This is a genomic window from Pseudomonas sp. S2_C03 (genome assembly GCF_054668405.1).
Window position 1 is genome coordinate 4,618,287 of record NZ_CP162766.1, and the last position, 19,824, is coordinate 4,638,110.

General features: G+C 58.5%; 17 protein-coding genes, 1 other RNA gene and 1 pseudogene. 12 read left to right on the forward strand and 7 right to left on the reverse strand.

Features of this window, described 5'->3' with window-relative positions:
* The first annotated feature begins 124 nt into the window (after positions 1–124).
* Positions 125–1,798, forward strand: coding sequence for a DNA repair protein RecN (recN, locus tag AB4N64_RS21410; protein ID WP_460118264.1), 1,674 nt, complete (start codon positions 125–127; stop codon positions 1,796–1,798).
* Positions 1,799–1,874: 76 nt separating this feature from the next.
* Here the strand turns inward: recN and fur are convergent, their stop codons facing one another.
* On the reverse strand, positions 1,875–2,279 hold the full coding sequence (gene fur, locus AB4N64_RS21415; protein WP_110966279.1) for a ferric iron uptake transcriptional regulator: 405 nt from the start codon (positions 2,277–2,279) through the stop codon (positions 1,875–1,877).
* 97 nt (positions 2,280–2,376) lie between these two features.
* Between fur and AB4N64_RS21420 the strand changes: the two genes are divergently transcribed.
* Positions 2,377–2,904 (forward strand): outer membrane protein assembly factor BamE, encoded by a 528-nt coding sequence (locus AB4N64_RS21420; protein ID WP_460118266.1) that lies wholly within the window; start codon positions 2,377–2,379, stop codon positions 2,902–2,904.
* A 244-nt stretch (positions 2,905–3,148) separates the two neighbouring features.
* On the opposite strand, the gene AB4N64_RS21425 is transcribed toward AB4N64_RS21420, so the two are convergent.
* The 4 genes from AB4N64_RS21425 to AB4N64_RS21440 form a co-directional block, all read right to left on the reverse strand.
* Positions 3,149–3,559, reverse strand: coding sequence for a hypothetical protein (locus AB4N64_RS21425; protein ID WP_460118268.1), 411 nt, complete (start codon positions 3,557–3,559; stop codon positions 3,149–3,151).
* Positions 3,560–3,791: 232 nt separating this feature from the next.
* Positions 3,792–4,094 carry an RnfH family protein gene (locus AB4N64_RS21430; protein WP_460118270.1) on the reverse strand — a complete coding sequence of 101 codons (303 nt, stop codon included), beginning with the start codon at positions 4,092–4,094 and terminating at the stop codon, positions 3,792–3,794.
* A gap of 2 nt (positions 4,095–4,096) precedes the next feature.
* A complete protein-coding gene (locus AB4N64_RS21435; protein WP_460118272.1) occupies positions 4,097–4,531 on the reverse strand; it encodes a type II toxin-antitoxin system RatA family toxin in 435 nt (144 codons plus the stop codon).
* A 7-nt stretch (positions 4,532–4,538) separates the two neighbouring features.
* Positions 4,539–5,942 carry a sodium-dependent transporter gene (locus AB4N64_RS21440; protein ID WP_460118274.1) on the reverse strand — a complete coding sequence of 468 codons (1,404 nt, stop codon included), beginning with the start codon at positions 5,940–5,942 and terminating at the stop codon, positions 4,539–4,541.
* 118 nt (positions 5,943–6,060) lie between these two features.
* Between AB4N64_RS21440 and smpB the strand changes: the two genes are divergently transcribed.
* A complete protein-coding gene (gene smpB, locus AB4N64_RS21445) occupies positions 6,061–6,543 on the forward strand; it encodes an SsrA-binding protein SmpB (protein ID WP_460118276.1) in 483 nt (160 codons plus the stop codon).
* A 116-nt stretch (positions 6,544–6,659) separates the two neighbouring features.
* On the opposite strand, the gene AB4N64_RS21450 is transcribed toward smpB, so the two are convergent.
* Entirely contained in the window at positions 6,660–7,427 is a 768-nt protein-coding gene (locus AB4N64_RS21450; protein WP_460118278.1) for a GntR family transcriptional regulator, read from the reverse strand.
* 261 nt (positions 7,428–7,688) lie between these two features.
* On the opposite strand from AB4N64_RS21450, the gene AB4N64_RS21455 reads away from it, so the two are divergent.
* The 9 genes and pseudogenes from AB4N64_RS21455 to AB4N64_RS21495 all read left to right on the forward strand — a co-directional run bounded on the left by AB4N64_RS21455 (position 7,689) and on the right by AB4N64_RS21495 (position 18,454).
* On the forward strand, positions 7,689–9,383 hold the full coding sequence (locus AB4N64_RS21455; RefSeq protein ID WP_460118280.1) for a lactate permease LctP family transporter: 1,695 nt from the start codon (positions 7,689–7,691) through the stop codon (positions 9,381–9,383).
* A gap of 142 nt (positions 9,384–9,525) precedes the next feature.
* Positions 9,526–10,350, forward strand: coding sequence for a (Fe-S)-binding protein (locus tag AB4N64_RS21460; RefSeq protein ID WP_460118282.1), 825 nt, complete (start codon positions 9,526–9,528; stop codon positions 10,348–10,350).
* Complete coding sequence (locus AB4N64_RS21465; RefSeq protein ID WP_460118284.1) at positions 10,347–11,801, forward strand: LutB/LldF family L-lactate oxidation iron-sulfur protein; 1,455 nt, start codon at positions 10,347–10,349, stop codon at positions 11,799–11,801. The genes AB4N64_RS21460 and AB4N64_RS21465 overlap by 4 nt, the downstream gene beginning before the upstream one ends.
* Entirely contained in the window at positions 11,801–12,472 is a 672-nt protein-coding gene (locus AB4N64_RS21470; protein WP_460118286.1) for a LutC/YkgG family protein, read from the forward strand. The genes AB4N64_RS21465 and AB4N64_RS21470 overlap by 1 nt, the downstream gene beginning before the upstream one ends.
* Positions 12,469–15,279 carry an FAD-binding and (Fe-S)-binding domain-containing protein gene (locus AB4N64_RS21475; protein ID WP_460118287.1) on the forward strand — a complete coding sequence of 937 codons (2,811 nt, stop codon included), beginning with the start codon at positions 12,469–12,471 and terminating at the stop codon, positions 15,277–15,279. The genes AB4N64_RS21470 and AB4N64_RS21475 overlap by 4 nt, the downstream gene beginning before the upstream one ends.
* 128 nt (positions 15,280–15,407) lie before the next feature.
* Positions 15,408–15,695, forward strand: coding sequence for a hypothetical protein (locus tag AB4N64_RS21480; protein WP_460118289.1), 288 nt, complete (start codon positions 15,408–15,410; stop codon positions 15,693–15,695).
* Positions 15,696–15,792: 97 nt separating this feature from the next.
* Positions 15,793–16,186: a transfer-messenger RNA gene (gene ssrA, locus AB4N64_RS21485) on the forward strand.
* A gap of 299 nt (positions 16,187–16,485) precedes the next feature.
* Positions 16,486–16,605: pseudogene (locus tag AB4N64_RS21490) on the forward strand (integrase); the annotation flags it as partial.
* A 382-nt stretch (positions 16,606–16,987) separates the two neighbouring features.
* Positions 16,988–18,454, forward strand: coding sequence for a DUF726 domain-containing protein (locus tag AB4N64_RS21495; protein WP_460118290.1), 1,467 nt, complete (start codon positions 16,988–16,990; stop codon positions 18,452–18,454).
* Positions 18,455–18,502: 48 nt separating this feature from the next.
* Here AB4N64_RS21495 and AB4N64_RS21500 read toward each other — a convergent pair whose 3' ends face one another.
* Positions 18,503–19,816, reverse strand: coding sequence for a LeoA/HP0731 family dynamin-like GTPase (locus tag AB4N64_RS21500; protein ID WP_460126825.1), 1,314 nt, complete (start codon positions 19,814–19,816; stop codon positions 18,503–18,505).
* Between the last annotated feature and the right edge of the window lie 8 nt (positions 19,817–19,824).

Here is a 19,824-nt window from a genome sequence, read left to right on the forward strand (position 1 = left end):
ATTGTCATTCCCAGGCGCACTAACGCTTTCGTCGGACCAATCAAATCGAGCTAAGGCAAGGCATTGTCAGCTGCGAATAAAACACTGTATAAATAACCAGACCTAAAGCCTGGGAGCGGCCGTCATGCTGGTGCACCTGTCCGTACATAACTACGCCATCGTTGAACATCTCGATCTTGAACTCGATCGCGGGATGAGCGTGATCACAGGAGAAACCGGCGCCGGCAAGTCGATCATGCTCGACGCCCTGGGCCTGACCCTCGGCGACCGCGCCGACAGCGGCGTGGTCCGCCCCGGTGCGGACAAGGCCGACATCCTGGCTACCTTCGACCTGGTCGACATCCCGGAAGCCAGCACCTGGCTGGCCGAACGCGACCTGGAAAGCGAAGGGCCGTGCATCCTGCGTCGAGTGATCACTGCCGAGGGACGCTCCCGGGGCTATATCAATGGCACGCCCTGCCCGCTGGGCGACCTCAAGGCACTGGGCGAGCTGCTGATCGATATTCACAGCCAACATGAACACCAGTCCCTGCTCAAGACCGACACCCACCGCCGCCTGCTCGACGAATATGCCGGCGCGACCGATCTGGCTCGCCAGGTTCAGCTCGCCGCCCAGCGCTGGCGCCAGACCAGCCAGGAGTTGGAGCGACTGTCCAACTCCGGCGACGAACAACGTGCCCGCCACCAGTTGCTCAGCTATCAACTCGAAGAGCTGGAAAATCTCGGGCTGGGCGAAAACGAGCTGGAAGAGCTGGAGCAGGAACACAAGAACCTGACCAACGCCGAAACCTTGCTCGGCATCTGTCGCCAGGTGGTCGAGCAATGCAGCGAGAGTGATAACGGCAATGTCCTGAATGCACTGACCGCCAGCCTCAATCGCCTCTCGAGCGTGAACAGCACCATTGGCGCACTGGGCGAAGCCAGCAGCCTGCTGACCAGCGCACAAATCCAGGTGGAAGAGGCCGTCGGCGAGCTCAACCGTTTCCTCGACAACTTCGACGCAGACCCGGCGCGCCTGCAATACCTGGAAGAACGCCTCGATGCGATCTACACCATGGCACGCAAACACCGCATCCAGCCGACCGAAGTCGCCGAAATGCAGCAGCGACTGCTGGATGAAATCGAGACACTCAATGCCAACGACGAATCAATCGAACGCCTCAGCGATGAGTTGGCGTCCTACGCTCGTCATTATCAGGAAAAGGCCCGGGAGTTGAGCGACCTGCGCCATCAAGCCTCCAGCAGCCTGGCCAGCGCCGTCGAACAGGAAATCCAACGCCTGGGCATGCCGGGGGGGCGCTTCACCATCGAATTACGCCCCAACAGCGGCGATGAACTGCTGCCCAACGGGTTGGAACAGGTCGAACTGCTGGTCAGCGCCAACCCCGGCCAACCCCTCAAAGCCCTGGCCAAAGTCGCCTCGGGCGGTGAACTTTCACGGATCAGCCTTGCGATCCAGGTCATCACCGCCCAGACCTCCCGCGTACCCACCCTGGTATTCGACGAAGTGGACGTGGGGATTGGCGGGCCGACGGCCGAGATTGTCGGCCAGTTGCTCCGTCGCCTGGGCGAGCGCGGACAGGTACTGACGGTGACTCACTTGCCGCAAGTGGCGGCGCAGGGGCATCAGCATCTGTTTGTGCACAAGGTGCGCGGTGAAGACGCTACCCGCACGGCCGTGTCCAAGCTCAGCAAGAATGATCGCGTCGAGGAAGTCGCCCGCATGCTGGGGGGCATCGACCTGACCAAGGAGTCCCTGGCCCACGCGAAAAAAATGGTGGTTGCCGCGAAGGCGTAAACCCAGCAAAAAGCACAAAGGCGACCCTCGGGTCGCCTTTGTTCGTTTCGTGAACCTGGCAGTTCACGCGACATGCTTACTTTTTCTTGCGTACGTACAGCACCAGATTGTGATCAACCATTTCGAAGCCATACTTCTCGACGATTGCTTTCTGCAGGTTTTCGATTTCCTGATCGAAGAACTCGATCACTTCACTGGTTTCGACGTTGACCATATGGTCGTGATGCTTGCCATCGTCCAGCTCGAAGACCGCATGGCCCCCGTCGAAGTTGTGCCGCACCACAAGGCCTGCTGCCTCGAACTGGGTCAGAACACGGTAAACCGTGGCCAGACCGACGTCCTCGCCAGCCTCCATCAATGCCTTGTAAACATCTTCGGCACTCATGTGGCGTTGCTCGGCGGAGTCGAGCATTTGCAGAATCTTGACCCGTGGCAGGGTCACTTTGAGGCCTGCTTTGCGTAGTTCGCTATTTTCAACCATGGTCAGCTTTCTCGCGATGCTGCTTCGCAGCTTCTCTTAATGCGGGTATGATCGGCGTTTACGTTGTCCCAGCCAAGATAGTGGAAGTCGCCCACCGATGCAAAACACCAAGCTCTTGCTAACCAGTTTCACCTTTGTGGGACTGCTCGCACTCGCCGGTTGTTCATTCCCCGGGGTTTACAAAATCGACATCCAGCAGGGCAATGTCGTCACGCAGGACATGATAGACCAGTTACGCCCCGGAATGACCCGACGGCAAGTACGGTTTATCATGGGCAACCCCCTGCTGGCCGACACGTTCCATGCCGATCGCTGGGATTATCTGTACAGCCTGCAACCGGGTGGCGGTGAACGCCAACAGGAACGCATTAGCGTTATCTTCAACCCAAATGATCAACTTGTCAGCCTCTCCGGTGACTTCATGCCAGGCGTGAGCCGAGATGAAGCCATTCTGGGCAAGGACAGCGGCAACAGCGTGACCGCCCCTGCCGAAAATGCCGAGAAGCCAAAACCGGAAAAACCGGTCAAGCCAGGTTCGTTACTCGATCAGATTCAGAAGGACGTCGACGGTGTAGAAACCGTTCCAGTCCCGACGCCAGAACCGCTGGACACCTCGCCGCAATAATTTGTGACGAGGTAAAAAGCCGCTTCAAGATTAAATGCCTCTGACTCAAGTATTCGAGTCATTGCAAGCGTCGCGAACAATCCGATACCCAATCGCTGGTATCGGATTCTTGTGTGGCGCCAACAATCAGCTTTTCCTTTCTGGTTATCGCAAACTGTTGCGCCCCTCACTCAGCTACGACAAAGCCAACCAAACTGATTCAGTCAAGTTGGCAAAAGCACGAGTGAGTATGGATGACCTGGACTTAATTAACACACATCAACATAAAGTCCTGGGAAGAATCACCGGAAGGTCCCTTCAATCCGAGCAAATGGGTAATAACGGTCACGTACTCCTGTTTCGGAGCAGCCCCCAGCCTGGCCTGTCCATGCAGTAGATCATCGCTGGAACGGGTATCGATCAAGGAAACCGAGCAGAACCGTGGAGCGATTGTGAAGACGCCCGGTTTGAAGCCAACCTTGTAATTCGCGAGATAGTCAGGTTGCGAGCTCTGCTCGACCGTGGAGATCCATTCGGGCGTCTGAGTCAGCACCTTACCCTGAGCGCTGATCGTGGCAGTCAAGACATTGGAAGTTGCACTGGCAGGCGTAATAACGGAAACCGCGCCTATCACCGAGCATAAACTTATACACTTCAAAAATTTGGTCAATTTCATTTGTATTTATCCCTAAACAAATTATCTGCACCCTGCATTCAACAAGGGCGAGATTTGACCTTAGGTTATTCAGAACCAAGCATTCAACCGCGATGGGAACGAATTGAAAATTCGCTTTAAGAATCAAACTTATCTTACAGATGCACAATAAACATCCTACAAAGTGCACCTGCAATCCGAGACTGACGCCTGCTCATTGCTGACGGGTTTTATTGCCTGGCGCTCAAGCCACTCACTGATTCCGGGCCTTAGCCTCGGCAGCTTTTACCGCGCGCAGTCGGCGCACCTCTTTCGGATCGGCCAGCAGTGGTCGGTAAATCTCGATTCGATCCCCTGCCTGAACAGAACGACGCTCTGGATCGGCTACAACCTTGCCGAAGATTCCCACAGGGCAATGGACCAGATCCAGCTCCGGAAACTCCCGAGCCACGGCGGACCCGAGCAAGGCTGCCCGCACGGTCGTCCCGACCGGCACCGTCAACGTCAGGAGCACCTGACGGTCTACGGCCGCGTAGACCACCTCGATTTCAATCATGATCAACCATGTATCTGCTTGGCGCGCTGGCAGAACGCATCGACCAGGGTGTTGGCAGCCTGATTGAACAGCGGGCCCAGCGTGGCGCGAACGATCGGCCCGGCGTAATCGAACGACAGATCCAGGCTGATCTTGCAGGCCTTGTCGGTCAGCGCCTTGAACACCCAAATGCCGTGCAATTGGGTAAAGGGGCCTTCTTCGAGGTTCATCTCGATCGATTGCCCCGGCACCAGAGTATTGCGCGTCACGAAGTGCTGACTGAGCCCGCCCTTGGCCACCCCGACGCTTGCGCGCATGAACTCGGGGGAGCTTTCCAGGACTTCAGCCGACGAGCACCACGGCAGGAATTGCGGGTAACTCGCTACGTCATTGACCAAGTCATACAGCGCTTGTGCCGGATACGGCAGCAGCGCCGAACGTTGAATGTGTGTCGTCATGTCAGCGTCACTTCCACAGCTGGGCGGCAAACACTACGAGAATGCCGATGGGCGCCACATAGCGCATCAAAAACAGGGTCAAGGCGAACAACCCGGGGCTGCGGATCGACAATTCGTCGCGCACCGCTTCACGCCCCATCACCCAGCCCGCAAACAACACGAAACACAAACCACCGAGTGGCAACATGATCCGCGAGGTGAAAAAATCGATCACACCGAAGAAATCCAGACCGCCGGCGGCACCCCATTGGTAGAGGTGAAACATCCCGCCTTCGTTCACGAAGAACTTGGCCTGCTTCCAGATGTTGAACGAAAACACCGTGCCCAGGCCAACGAACCAGCACGTGAACGCCAGCCAGAAGGTTACCCAGGCACGGCGGATTCTGGTGCGTTCAACCAGGTAAGCCACCATCGGCTCCAGCAACGAAATCGCCGAACTCCAGGCGGCAATCGCTACCAGCACGAAGAACACTACGCCCATCAGTTGGCCAAATGCTACGTTCCCGAAGGCAAATGGCAGGCTGACAAACATCAGCCCAGGGCCTTCACTCGGGTTCATCCCGGCGGCGAACACAATAGGAAACAAAGCAAGACCCGCCACCAGGGACACAAAGGTATCGAGCAACGCGACACCGACCACCGTGCCGGAAATGGATGCGTCCTTCGGCATGTAAGCGCCGTAGATCATGATCGAGCCGACACCGACGCTCAGCGAAAAGAACGCATGCCCCATCGCTGGCAGCAAGCCATCGAGGACCTTTTCCGGGTGGAAGTCGAACATGAAATGCAGGCCATCCATGAAATGGCCGGTGGTCATGCTGTAGCCCAGCAGCACCAGGATCATCACAAACAACAGCGGCATCATGATGCGCAAACTGCGTTCGAGCCCGGCGACGACGCCTTTGGCGATCACGAGGGCCGATAGCACCATAAAAATCGTGTGCCAAAGTGTCAGGCGCCAGGGATCGGCGATCACATGACCGAAATACGCGCCAACCTGGTCAGGCGTGACACCCTGGAAATCGCCGCGCCCCATGTCGATGATGTAATCCAGCGACCAGCCGCCGACAACGCTGTAGAAAGACAAAATCAACAGGGCCGTGATCATTCCGGCGAACGCGCCCCAGGACCACTTTGCCGAATGCCCGGCCTCCAGCGCCAACACTTTCAGGGCATTGGCCGGACTCTGGCGGGCGCGACGGCCGATCAGCGTTTCCGCGAGCATCACCGGCACACCGATCAGCGCGATACAGGCCAGGAACATCAGCACGAAAGCACCGCCACCGAAGACCCCCACCATGTATGGGAACTTCCAGATGCTCCCAAGGCCCACGGCCGAACCGGTCGCGGCCAGTATGAAAACCCAGCGGCTAGCCCAACTGCCGTGGACAGAAACCTTGTCTGTCGACATCGTTACCACGTCCAAGCATTGAAAAAAGAGCGCGCATTGTCCGGGATTCAATCAACCTGCTCAAGCACACAGCTTCACCGTAGCCGACTCGCTTGCAACTGCCTATAATGCCGCCCCTATGGCTAAACAGAAGAAACACCCAACAGGGACCATCGCGCAGAATAAAAAGGCGCGGCACGATTACTTCATCGAACACAAGTTCGAGGCTGGTCTGGTCCTGGCCGGCTGGGAAGTAAAAAGTCTGCGGGCAAGCAAGCTGCAGCTGGTGGACAGTTATGTCCTGCTCAAGGACGGCGAAGCCTGGTTGCTCGGCAGCCACATCACGCCGCTGACCACCGCCAGCACCCACGTGATTGCCGACCCGACCCGCACCCGCAAGCTGCTGCTCAATCGGCGCGAGATCGACAAACTCTCCGCTGCCGTGCAGCAAAAGGGTTACGCCTGCGTGTGCCTGTCCTGGTATTGGAGCAAGCACATGGTCAAGTGCGAGATCGCACTGGGCAAGGGCAAGAAGGAATACGACAAGCGTGATACCGAACGCGAGCGCGACGCCGGTCGCGAGTTGCAGCGTGCGGTGCGCAACAAGGGCAAGGAAGAGTAATTCGCTCGTTCTGATGGCCCCATCGCGAGCAAGCTCGCTCCTACAGGGATATCAAAAAACCTGTAGGAGCGAGCTTGCTCGCGATAGCAATCGCACACCCACCACAAAATCCCCGCCTACATCCCTTTGCGCCGCTCCGCCCGCGCCACCCGCTGCACTTCCTGACGCACTTCCTCCAGCACTTCCTGCACATACAGAATGTGCCGGCTGGACACTTCCCGCGCCTGCTCCGCCCGGCCTTCGATAATCGCCATGTACAACTCCCGATGCTGGGTGATCAGCATGTCGCGGGTTTCCGTGCGCTGTTTGTACATGCCACCAATGTTGGTCACCACGTTGCGTTTGAGCAAATCGAACAACCCGCGAATGGTGTGCAGCAACACCGCGTTGTGACTGGCCTCGGCGATCGCCAGGTGGAATTTCGCATCCGCCGCGCCCTCTTCCGCCCGGCTCACTTCATCGTGACGCGAGTAGCAATCCTGCAACTCATTGAACGCCGCGCTCAGTCGCTCACGGTCGACATCCGTGGCCCGCAACGCAGCGTAGTAGGCGCAGGACGCCTCCAGCGTATGGCGAAACTCCAGCAGATCACGCTGAGCCTCGGGGTTGCTTTCCAACAGATGCAGCAGCGGATCACTGAATGTGGTGCCCAATGATTCCACCACATAGTTGCCGCCACCCTGGCGACTGACCAGCAGCCCCTTGGCCGCCAGCTTCTGAATCGCTTCGCGCAATGAGGGGCGTGACACGCCGAACTGCTCGGCCAGGGCACGCTCGGCCGGCAAGCGCTCGCCCGCCTTCAAGGTACCTTCGAGGATCATCCCCTCAAGCCGCTCGACAATATCGTCAGACAAACGGCGCTGACGAATCTGATCAAAGCCCATAACTCAATTCTCCACGGTCCCGACCGCTCGCCGGGCTCTCTATTCTGGCCTATCGACGCCGAGCCAGCACGCACCAGACGACATTTGTTCGAGCAGACCACGCACGCGGCGCGGCCCTTATTCGACAAAAGTTTAAGTGCTGCAAATTGACACACCACCAACAAGGCTTTTACCCTAGCGAACAGCGATTGTAAATTGGTATTACCAATTAACCAAGAACGCTGACCAGTGCCTACCAACAACAACTAGGGGCCACCCCATATGCAAACCTGGCAACAGCTCTATAGCCCGCTCGGCAGCCTCGGCCTATCCGCGCTCGCGGCCGTTATTCCCATTGTGTTCTTCTTCCTGGCATTGGCGGTGTTCCGCCTCAAAGGCCATGTGGCGGGCAGCATCACGCTGGCCTTGTCCATCCTGGTTGCCATCTTCGCGTTCCAGATGCCGGTCGACATGGCCTTCGCCGCCGCCGGTTACGGCTTCGCCTATGGCTTGTGGCCGATCGCGTGGATCATCGTGGCAGCAGTTTTCCTCTACAAACTGACGGTCAAGAGCGGTCAGTTCGAGGTCATTCGCAGCTCGGTCCTGTCGATCACCGACGACCAGCGCCTGCAGGTTCTGCTGATCGGCTTCTGCTTCGGTGCATTTCTTGAAGGTGCCGCCGGTTTCGGCGCGCCGGTAGCGATTACCGCCGCCCTGCTGGTAGGCCTGGGCTTCAACCCGCTGTACGCCGCCGGCCTGTGCCTGATCGCCAACACCGCGCCTGTAGCCTTTGGCGCCTTGGGGATCCCGATCATCGTGGCCGGCCAGGTCACCGGTATCGACGCGTTCAAGATCGGCGCCATGACCGGTCGCCAACTACCGCTGCTGTCGTTGTTCGTGCCGTTCTGGCTGGTGTTCATGATGGATGGCCTGCGCGGCGTCCGTGAAACCTGGCCGGCAGCGTTGGTGGCTGGCTTGAGCTTTGCCGTTACCCAATATTTCACCTCCAACTTCATCGGCCCGGAACTGCCGGACATCACCTCGGCCCTGGCGAGCCTGATTTCCCTGACCCTGTTCCTGAAAGTCTGGCAGCCAAAACGCGCCGCCGGGCAACATGTCGCCGGTGCCGTGTCCGCCTCGGTGGTCACCGCCAGTGCCGGTGGTTTCGGCCAGCCTCGCACTACCACGGCATCGCCTTACAGCCTGGGTGAAATCTTCAAGGCCTGGTCGCCGTTCCTGATCCTCACCGTGCTGGTCACAATCTGGACCCTGAAACCGTTCAAGGCCATGTTCGCTGCTGGCGGTTCGATGTACAGCTGGGTGTTCAACTTTGCGATCCCGCACCTCGATCAACTGGTAATCAAGACCGCACCGATCGTGGCAGCACCAACCGCCATTCCAGCGGTGTTCAAGTTGGACCCGATCTCCGCGACCGGCACCGCGATTTTCTTCTCGGCGCTGATCTCGATGCTGGTGTTGAAGATCAACGTCAAAACTGGTCTTACCACTTTTAAAGAGACCCTTTACGAACTGCGCTGGCCGATCCTGTCCATCGGCATGGTGCTGGCCTTCGCCTTCGTCACCAACTACTCGGGCATGTCGTCGACCATGGCCCTGGTATTGGCTGGCACGGGTGCGGCCTTCCCGTTCTTCTCGCCGTTCCTCGGCTGGCTGGGCGTATTCCTGACCGGTTCCGATACTTCGTCGAACGCCCTGTTCAGTTCGCTGCAAGCCACCACCGCACACCAGATTGGCGTCAACGACACCCTGCTGGTAGCGGCCAACACCAGCGGCGGCGTAACCGGCAAGATGATCTCGCCACAATCGATCGCCGTGGCGTGCGCCGCAACCGGCCTGGTGGGCAAGGAATCGGACCTGTTCCGCTTCACCCTCAAACACAGCCTGTTCTTCGCCACCATCGTCGGCCTGATCACCCTGGCTCAAGCCTACTGGTTCACCGGCATGCTGGTGCACTGATCCCCTGCGCAAGAACCGACGCCGCGCCCCACTGCGGCGTCAGTTATCCACAACCCGGTCCGTAAGGCTGCTGAAAGCAATACGCTCTATATTGAGCAGCCTCAGCGGACGGATAACCGGGACCACCCGGAGACAACGCCTGATGAGCGAGCTTTTTTACAACGCCGTGCCGAATGCGACCCGCGTCGCCCCGCCCCTGCCAGAGCCTCGACAGTACCCCGGCGAAAAACCGTCCCGGGTCTACCTGTTCGGGACCTGTGTGGTGGATTTGTTCTACCCGGAAGCCGGGATGGACGCGATCCACCTGCTGGAGCGCGAAGGCATTCGTGTCGAGTACCCGCAAGGGCAAAGCTGCTGCGGACAGCCGGCCTACACCTCGGGTTACACCGAGCAGGCGCGGACCGTGGCGCGCGCGCAACTGGCACTGTTTGCCGGGGATTATCCGGTGGTGGTGCCGTCGGGGTCCTGCGCGGGCATGATCCGCGAGCACTACGCCGACTTGTTCAAGGACGAGCCGCAGACGTTGCAACAGGTCCAGGCCCTGGCGGCCCGGACGTATGAGTTGGCCGAGTTCCTGCTGTTTGTCTGCAAGGTGCAGCTCAAGGACAGCGGCGCCCCGGTCAAAGTGGCCCTGCACACATCGTGCTCGGCCCGTCGCGAGATGAACACCCACCTGCACGGTCGCGAGCTGTTGGCGCAACTGGGCAACGTGGAACGGGTGGAGCACAGCCGTGAAAGCGAATGCTGTGGCTTCGGTGGGACTTTCAGCGTCCGTATGCCAGATATTTCCGGGGCAATGGTGGCTGACAAGACCCGCTCGTTGAAGGAGTCCGGCGCGCATCAGGTGATCAGTGCCGATTGCGGTTGCCTGATGAACATCAACGGCTCACTGGAAAAACAGCAGGAAGCGTTGCGCGGTCAGCATCTGGCCAGCTTCCTCTGGCAACGCACCGGAGGCGCTCAATGAACGCTTCCACGATTATTCCTACGGTCGCCGTAGAAGAAGATTTCCACACCCGTGCGCACAAGGCATTGGGTGACCAGCAATTGCGAAACAACTTTCGCAAGGCGATGGATTCACTGATGTCCAAACGGGCAACCGCCTTCGGCGATGCCCACGAAAGAGAACATTTGCGAGCGCTGGGCAATGCCGTCCGCGCCCGTGCGCTATCCAAGCTGCCCGACCTGCTCGAGCAGCTTGAACAAAACCTGACCCGCAACGGTGTGACAGTGCACTGGGCGGAAACGGTGGACGAAGCCAATGACATCGTCCTGTCGATCATCCGCGCTCACGAGGGGCGGCAAGTGATCAAGGGCAAATCGATGGTCAGCGAAGAGATGGAAATGAACCATGTCCTCGAAGCTCAAGGCATTGAATGCCTGGAGTCGGACATGGGGGAATACATCGTCCAGCTCGACCACGAGAAGCCTTCACACATCATTATGCCGGCGATCCACAAGAATGCCGGTCAGGTCGCGTCCTTGTTCCACGACAAACTTGGCGTGGAATACACCAAGGACGTTGACCAACTCATTCAGATCGGTCGCAAGGTCTTGCGGCAGAAATTCTTCGAAGCGGACATCGGCGTCTCGGGTGTCAACTTCGCCGTCGCCGAAACCGGCACCCTGCTGCTGGTGGAAAACGAAGGCAACGGGCGCATGACCACCACCGTACCGCCGGTGCACATCGCTGTCACCGGCATCGAGAAAGTCGTGGAAAACCTGCGCGACGTGGTGCCGCTGCTGTCGCTGCTGACCCGCTCTGCCCTGGGCATCCCGATCACCACCTACGTCAACATGATCTCCGGCCCGCGCAAGGAGCATGAACTCGACGGCCCGCAGGAAGTGCACCTGGTGCTGCTGGACAACGGTCGCAGCCAGGCGTTTGCCGACAGCGAATTGCGCCAGAGCCTGAACTGCATCCGCTGCGGCGCCTGCATGAACCATTGCCCGGTGTATACCCGAATCGGCGGCCACGCCTATGGGGAGGTGTACCCCGGCCCTATCGGAAAAATCATCACGCCGCACATGGTCGGTTTGGCGAAGGTGCGTAACCACCCGAGCGCCTCGTCGCTGTGCGGCGCCTGCGGTGAAGTGTGCCCGGTAAAAATTCCGATTCCTGCGCTGCTGCGTCGCCTGCGCGAAGAAAACGTCAAGGCACCGGACAGCCCGAATCAGGTCATGCGCGGCCAAGGCAGCAAATATTCACGCAAGGAACGTTTCATCTGGAACGCCTGGGCCAAACTCAACAGCTCGCCGACGTTGTATCGTCTGTTCAGCTTCTTCGCCACGCGCCTGCGAGCGCTCGCGCCGAGCAACGTGGGCCCCTGGACGCAAAACCACAGCGCGCCAAAACCCGCTGCCCGCTCACTGCATGACATGGCCCGTGAACACCTGGGCAAACAGGGAGACCGCTGATGAGCGCCAAGCAAAATATCCTCGGCAAATTGCGCACAAGCCTGACAGGCACGACACCGGTGCCTGACAATTTCGATGTCGAGCTGGTGACAGCGCCCTACACCTACACCGCCGAACAGCGCATCCCGCAACTGCGCAAACTGATGGAAGCGGTGCACACCGAAATCCACCTGACAACCCGTGCCGGTTGGCCCGCCCTGCTCGGGCAATTATTGACCGATCGCCAATTACCGAGCCTGCTGATCGCGCCGAGCACCGTCCACGGCCAACAGATCACTCAACACTGGGCAAACAATCCGGAGTTACCAACGCTCAAAGCCTACGACCGCCCGGTTGAAGAGTGGAAAGCCGAGTTGTTCAACGACACTCCGGCCAGCCTGACCGGCACCCTCGGCGCCATTGCCGCTACCGGCAGCCTGATCCTTTGGCCGACGCGGGAAGAACCGCGCCTGATGAGCCTCGCGCCAACGGTGCATTTTGCCTTGCTCAAGGCCAGTGAAATCCGCGACAACTTCTATCAGGTGCAGCAGGAATTCAACTGGGCACTCGGCATGCCGACCAATGCGCTGCTGGTGTCCGGCCCGTCGAAGACCGCCGACATCGAACAAGTGCTGGCGTACGGTGCGCATGGTCCGAAGGACCTGGTGGTGTTGATTCTGGAGGACCAATGAGCCTACCGGCCGCTTTCCTGCGAGATGCGCAGCAACTGATCCCCAAAGAGCGACGTTTCGACGACCCGCTGTCGACCTTGGCCTTCGGCACTGACGCCAGTTTCTATCGGCTGATTCCCAAGCTGGTGATCCGCGTCGAGTCCGAGGACGAAGTGGTCGCCCTGCTCAAGCTGGCACAGCGCGATCAAGTCCCGGTGACCTTCCGCGCCGCCGGCACCAGCCTGTCTGGCCAGGCCATCAGTGGCTCGGTGCTGATCGTGCTGGGGGACAACTGGAACGGTCGCGAGATCCGCGGCCAGGGTACGCAGATCCGCCTGCAACCGGGCGTGATCGGCGCGCAGGCCAATGCCTGGCTGGCGCCGTTCGGGCGCAAGATCGGCCCGGACCCGGCCTCGATCAACGCCTGCAAAATCGGCGGCATCGTCGCCAACAACGCCAGCGGCATGTGCTGCGGCACCGCACAGAACACCTACCACACCCTGGCGGGCATTCGCCTGGTGCTGGCCGACGGCAGCCGTCTCGACACCGAAGATGCAGCGAGCATCGCCGCCTTCCGCCAGAGCCACGGCGCGCTGCTCGAGCGCCTGGCTGAGCTGGGTCGCGAGACACGCACCAATGCCGAACTGGCTGCGAAAATTCGCCACAAATATCGTCTGAAAAATACCACCGGCCTGTCACTCAACGCCCTGGTGGATTTCGACGAGCCTGTGGATATCTTGAGCCACCTGCTGGTGGGCTCCGAAGGCACGCTGGGTTTCATCAGCGCTGTTACCTACGACACCGTGGTCGACCACCCGAACAAGGCCTCGGCGCTGATCGTGTTCCCCGATGTCGAAACCTGCTGCAACGCCGTCAGCGTGCTGAAGAGCCAACCGGTATCCGCCGTGGAACTGCTCGACCGCCGCAGCCTCCGTTCGGTGCAGAACAAACCCGGCATGCCGGATTTCGTACAGCACCTGTCGGACAATGCCTGCGCCCTGCTGATCGAATCCCGCGCCGCGTCTTCCACGTTGCTGCACGAACAATTGGCGCAAATCATGGCGTCGCTGGCGGCCTTCTCGGTGGAGAAGCAAGTCGACTTCACCGAGAACCCGCTGGAAAACGCCCGCCTCTGGGCCATCCGCAAAGACACCTTCCCCGCCGTCGGCGCCGTGCGCAAAACCGGCACCACGGTGATCATCGAAGACGTGACCTTCCCGGTGGAACAACTGGCGATTGGCGTGAACCGCCTGATCGAGTTGTTCGACAAACATCATTACGACGAAGCCATCCTGTTCGGACACGCCCTGGAAGGTAATCTGCACTTCGTTTTCACCCAAGGCTTCAACAACCCGGAAGAAGTCGCACGCTACCAGGCGTTCATGGATGACGTCGCGCAACTGGTCGCGGTGGAATTCGGCGGCTCGCTGAAAGCCGAGCACGGCACCGGCCGCAACATGGCGCCCTTCGTCGAATTGGAATGGGGCAGCGATGCCTACCAGTTGATGTGGCAGCTCAAGCGCCTGCTCGACCCCAACGGCATCCTCAACCCGGACGTGGTGCTCAGCGAAGACCCGCAGATCCACCTCAAACACCTCAAACCGCTGCCGGCCGCCGACGAGATCGTCGACAAGTGCATCGAGTGCGGCTTCTGCGAACCGGTCTGCCCCTCCAAGGGCCTGACCCTGAGCCCACGCCAGCGCATCGTCATCTGGCGCGACATCCAGGCGAAAAAACGTGCAGGCGTCGACACCCGCGAACTGGAAGCCGCCTACGAATACCACGGCCTGGAAACCTGCGCCGCTACCGGCCTGTGCGCCCAGCGCTGCCCGGTAGGCATCAACACCGGCGACTTGGTGAAAAAGCTGCGCGGCCGCAAAGCCACCCATACGAAAACCGCCAACTGGCTTGAAGGCAATTTCGCCACCGCCCTGCAAGGCGCACGCTTCACCCTGCACGTGGCCAACGGCGCCCGCATGCTGCTGGGCGCGCCGCGCCTGGCCAAACTGTCGGCGACCCTGACCAAGGTGTCCAAGGGCCAAGTCCCACTGTGGACCAACGCCATGCCGCAGCCGGAAAAAGCCATTCGTTTCAGCCCGAGCGTGACAGACGCCCGCCCCCGTGTGGTGTACCTGGCGGCTTGCGTCTCGCGGGTCATGGGCCCGGCGGCGGGTGATACCGAGCAATCCTCGCTGTACGAAAAAACCCGCGGCCTGCTGGAAAAAGCCGGTTATCAGGTCGTCCTCCCCGACAACCTCGACAGCCTCTGCTGCGGCCAGCCATTCGCCTCCAAAGGCTACGCCGAACAGGCCGAACACAAACGCCAGGAAATGCTCGCCGCATTGATGCACGCCAGCCGTGGCGGCCTCGACCCGATCTACTGCGACACCAGCCCCTGCACCTTGCGGCTGGTGCAAGACCTGGGCGATGTTCGACTGGACCTGTACGACCCGGTGCGCTTCATCCGCACGCACTTGATGGACCGCCTGGAATTCATGCCCCAGGAAGCGCCAATTGCGGTGCACGTCACCTGCAGCACCCAGCACCTGGGCGAAAGCCAGGCGCTGATCGACCTGGCCCGCAAGTGCAGCAAAAACGTCGTGATCCCCGAAGGCATTCATTGCTGTGGTTTCGCCGGCGACAAGGGTTTCACCACGCCCGAGCTGAATGCCCACTCACTGCGCAGCCTCAAGGACGCGGTGCAGACCTGCAGCGAAGGCATCTCCACCAGCCGCACCTGCGAAATCGGCCTGACCCAACACGGCGGTATCGACTACCACGGGCTGGTCTATCTCGTGGACCGTGTCACCCGGGCGAGGACCCTCTGAAGAAAAATAGAACCCTGACGCCACGCCGTAGTCCACTGAGTAAGCCCGGCCATCGCCGGGCCTTACCCAAACCCGGCACCGTCCTGACGGCCAGCGAAGGCATGGCCCCTCAGTTCAAGGAGAGACACATGAAACGTTCTGTACTGTTAGGTCTGTTCGTTACAGCTTCCATGATGGCGTCTACCTCGTTTGCGGCGAACAACACCGACGATCTTTGCGAGGTCAACCTGCAAACCATCGCCAACGCCAAGGCCCAGATCCAGACCCCGGAACAACAGGCCCGGGTCGATGCCAGCGTCCAGCAAGCCAAGGCCCACCAGGCCATGGGCACCAAGGAAGGCACAGAGAAATGCATCGCGGAAACCACCCAGACCATTCAGGAAATCAGAAACTCGAACAAGGACGGTAAAAACTGACAACCGCTCAAGGCCAACCTTCGGGTTGGCCTTCTGGCCCGCGTTGTCGTACACTGCACAGGCCTGTTGCTCACATGATTCACGCAGCAACGGGTTCGGGGCCGTTTAGGATTCGACGCCGGTTGCGAAACTTTAGGTGCATGCCGAGTTGGTAACAGAACTCGTAAATCCACTGTTGCAACTTCTTATAGTTGCCAATGACGAAACCTACGGGGAATACGCTCTCGCTGCGTAAGCAGCCTTAGCTCTTCCCTTCTGGTACCTTCGGGTCCAGCAATCATCAGGGGATGTCTGTAAACCCAAAGTGATTGTCATATAGAACAGAATCGCCGTGCAGTACGTTGTGGACGAAGCGGCTAAAACTTACACAACTCGCCCAAAGCACCCTGCCCGTCGGGTCGCTGAGGGTTAACTTAATAGACACGGCTACGCATGTAGTACCGACAGCGGAGTACTGGCGGACGGGGGTTCAAATCCCCCCGGCTCCACCAATTGAAAAAGACGCCTTTGGGCGTCTTTTTTTGTGTCTGGAGTTCAGTAAATTCAAGCACTCAGCGCCAGTGCCTTCCGCAGAAGAATTTCGAGTGCCGCTCCTTTGGTATTCCAAATGGTATTTCAGGCTCTCTGGTGCCAATTTTTGGAATACCAAACGGAGTCAGAGGTAGCTCTCATGCCTGCTCGAGTCCACCGTTTATCCGACCGTCAGCTCGACACGATCAAGGCAAAGGATAAGGATAAGGATAAGGATCACGTCTCAGCGATGGCGAGGACCTTCAACGACCGCGCGTCGCTCTCTAAAATCTCCGCACCGATGGTCATCGAACTGCTTCGCCCAGTGGAGGCCAAGGAGTGCCTTGAAACGGTGAAAGGACTGAGACGACACCTCGACGAAATCATGACATACGGTCTGTTGAAAATATTTTGTGGTTTTCGAGCTGATGCGATAGCAGCCTTTGTTGGAAAAGGGCAGCTTAATACACTCAAGTTGACCCGCGCACGTGTCCACCTGCATGCCCCGAAGCTGGCCGATGGCAGAGAAAGCGGCGACAATTCCCGAAAGTTCCAACAGCAAATACCTGCAGTAATTACCCTGACACAGCCCCCAGCCCCCCACCTGTTGCAGTCGTAGCAGTAGCAGTAACAAAAGTAACTTCAGCACATAGGCTTAACCTGTTGTGAGAGACCTTTGCTCACCTCTCGCTGCTTCCCTGTCTGTTAAGTGAATTCGTTTACATAAAAATAGCGCAATGCCATCATCCCCTTTTCCCTACAGCTGCCTGCAAGGATGTTGAGTGAGCACCCAGTTCAAATTCCTGACACTTCCCCAGCGCTCGGGAACCGTTGCAAACGTATTCATCCACGGGTACTCGGCCGGCCACGATATGGAAGATCGCTCTTCCCTGCGCAAGTACATTCCATCGTCATTACACAACTGCATCAACATCTTCGCCTTCTGGCCATCGGGCCATTGGAGCCAGTTCGACGAACTATCCACTAAAGGTATTCTGGCGGCCGGCCGATTCAGCCTCCTTGCCGGTGCTGGTGCCGCAGTCGCCGATCGCGCTTTTCATTTCAACGTCAGCCGCAAACGCGCCACCGCCATGGGCAAAACACTGCTCAAGCAACTCGAAGCATACATTCTCAAGCATCACCCCTACGTGGAAACTGTGAACTTGGTCGGGCACTCGCTCGGTGGACGCGTGGTGATCAGTGCTCTGCGCGAGCTGCTAAGCAAACAGGCTCCTGACGGTCTCGAAGTTGGTGACGTACTGTTGATGGCTGCTGCCTCTGAACTCTCGGGGGAAGAAGCCTCTGCAATCGGAAAACGCATCAAGGGCAGCCTGTGCAACGCCTTTTCGAGCGCCGACAATATTTTGCTGCTAAACCTTGGCGAAACCAGTGCAGGTCGCAACCCTGTTGATAACTGTAAGAACGTCGAGATGCCCGGATTTGGCCATACGGACTATTGGCCGCGTTTGGAGAGGGTACTGCGAGCTTCACGTTTTCATGGTTATCAAGGCGGCCTACCAGCGTCAACTCAGGCACAGGCAATCGTAAAGAGTCCCGATCCGGTTGTGTCCGACCATCTGCTGTACGACCTGCTCGAGCTGACCAGCGACCGAATCCGTAGCCAGGTGGTTAAGCACCTGCGTACCAGTAGTTGGACGAGCTTTAAAACTGACAATTCGTTGTATTTGCTGACCCAGGAGCTGCAATTACTCGGAGGGCACTGCTTGGTCAATCTGGTCAGGGGTCGCGGGCTCAAGTACGTGCAGATCTTGCTTATGCTCGCAGAGCATTATGACTTGGTGAATGAGTTGCACGATTGTGCGCAAGTAATCGAATTGGAGGCACTGCTGATCAGCCAGTTCTTCCAGTCTTCTTTTGGTGAGGGCCACGCGTTCGCTTCAAACAAGGAAGTTCTCCACCAAGTTGGCGCCACGCCCGAGAAAGGCTACTTCGAACAGGTGGATGCGTTGGCAGCCAGCCTGACGATAACGTCATACTTCTCCACGCCTGAAGCGCCTGCGCCGGTGTATCGGGAGACAGGCTCGGTGATCTCCAAGGCGAACAAAGAATTGGTATTGGCATCTGCATCGATACTGCCATCGCTCAGCGCACTGTTACCAACTGTGCGCATGAGGACGGCGGTCACCAATTTGAAAAGTGCGGTCAAACCAGGCTACTCGGCATTGATTCCGGCCATTGCCATACTCTTCTACGCACGCGTGAAGCTAAATAACGAAGGACTGCTTTAACGCCCACCCTAGTAGGCCTGGCCAACAACGCTGGCCAGGCTCAGGCGATCAAACCACCCGATATTCCCCTTCAATCACCGCCTGCGAACTAAACGCCTGGCTCAAGTGGGTCTCCAGCTCCGCCAGTTGCGTTTGCCGGTTATGCAGGTTGTTCAGGCTTTCCTCTTGCTCGACCAGGATCTTCTCAAACGCTTTGATCTGCGGCGCGAAAATCTCCATCACCTTGTCGTGATCTTTGAGCAGCTTCATTGGCTCGGCAAAATGGCTCTTGACTACTTCAGCGAGGTCATTCTGTAGCTGTTTGAGCTCCGCCTCCGCACGCTGCTGCTGAGCGACGCTGATGACGTCGGTCAGCACCTGAATACCAGCGCCGATCGGCCCGGCCCAACGGCTTATATTGGCGGCCAGTTTGGTGGCTTCCCAAGGCTTGAATTTATAAACGTAGCCGGTGAGGTTTTTCAGGGTCTCTCGGGCCAGGAACACGCCGTTCTTGATGCTTTCGACGGGAATCTTCGACACCGCACTCAACGCCCTGCTCGAGGCGGACAAAGCCGAGGCAGTGATGCTGTCGGCAAAGTCTGACGAGGTGTCCAACTGATGCTCGATGCTGGCGCTGATGCCATTCATGATGGTGGAGGACTGATTGAACGCCGTGCTGAACAGATGGTCGATTCGAAACCGCAATTTCTCGCCGATGTCGTTCTTCGTGAAACCGATCTCCGCCTCAAGAAAGGCGTGAACCTGATCACGAGGCAATGTGCGAATACTGTTAAGCAGGTCTTTTTCCAGATTACTAAGCTCCTGGTAAAGGTTGCCGACGGTGGCAAGTACTTTGCGCTTGCCCTCCGAAATGTCTTCCTGGATGCGCGCCGAGTCGCGACGCTGGTTAGCAGCCAGTAGCTCGAACTTGATCAGCTCATCCTTCGCCATGGCGATCTTCTTGCCCAGAACGTCACGAACGACGTCGATACCAGTCTTCTTGATAAGGGTTTCACGACCGCTGCCGTCCAGCACCCGTTGGGTGACTTGCTTCAACTCGCTGATGCGCGAACGCTGGTCATACAGGTCCTTTTGCTCAAGCCAGAACTCCAGCCCGCGGCTGTTTGGGTTGGAAGCAACGCAGACCACGTTGATCGCTTCGCGCTCGGCCGGCGACAGGTCAACAAAACGCTGAAGTTTATCCAGCAGGTTGTTCTTCTTGATGCTGCTCTGTTGCTGAAATTCTTCGGCGTCACGCAGGTCTGCCACTTCATCCATCTTGTTGATAACGAAGATGGTCGAGCTGAGCTTATTGAGATCGCGCAATACCCAGCGAACGATGTCCTGATGGCTTTCTTTGAGCGGGTTGGTGGCGTCGACCACGTAGAAAA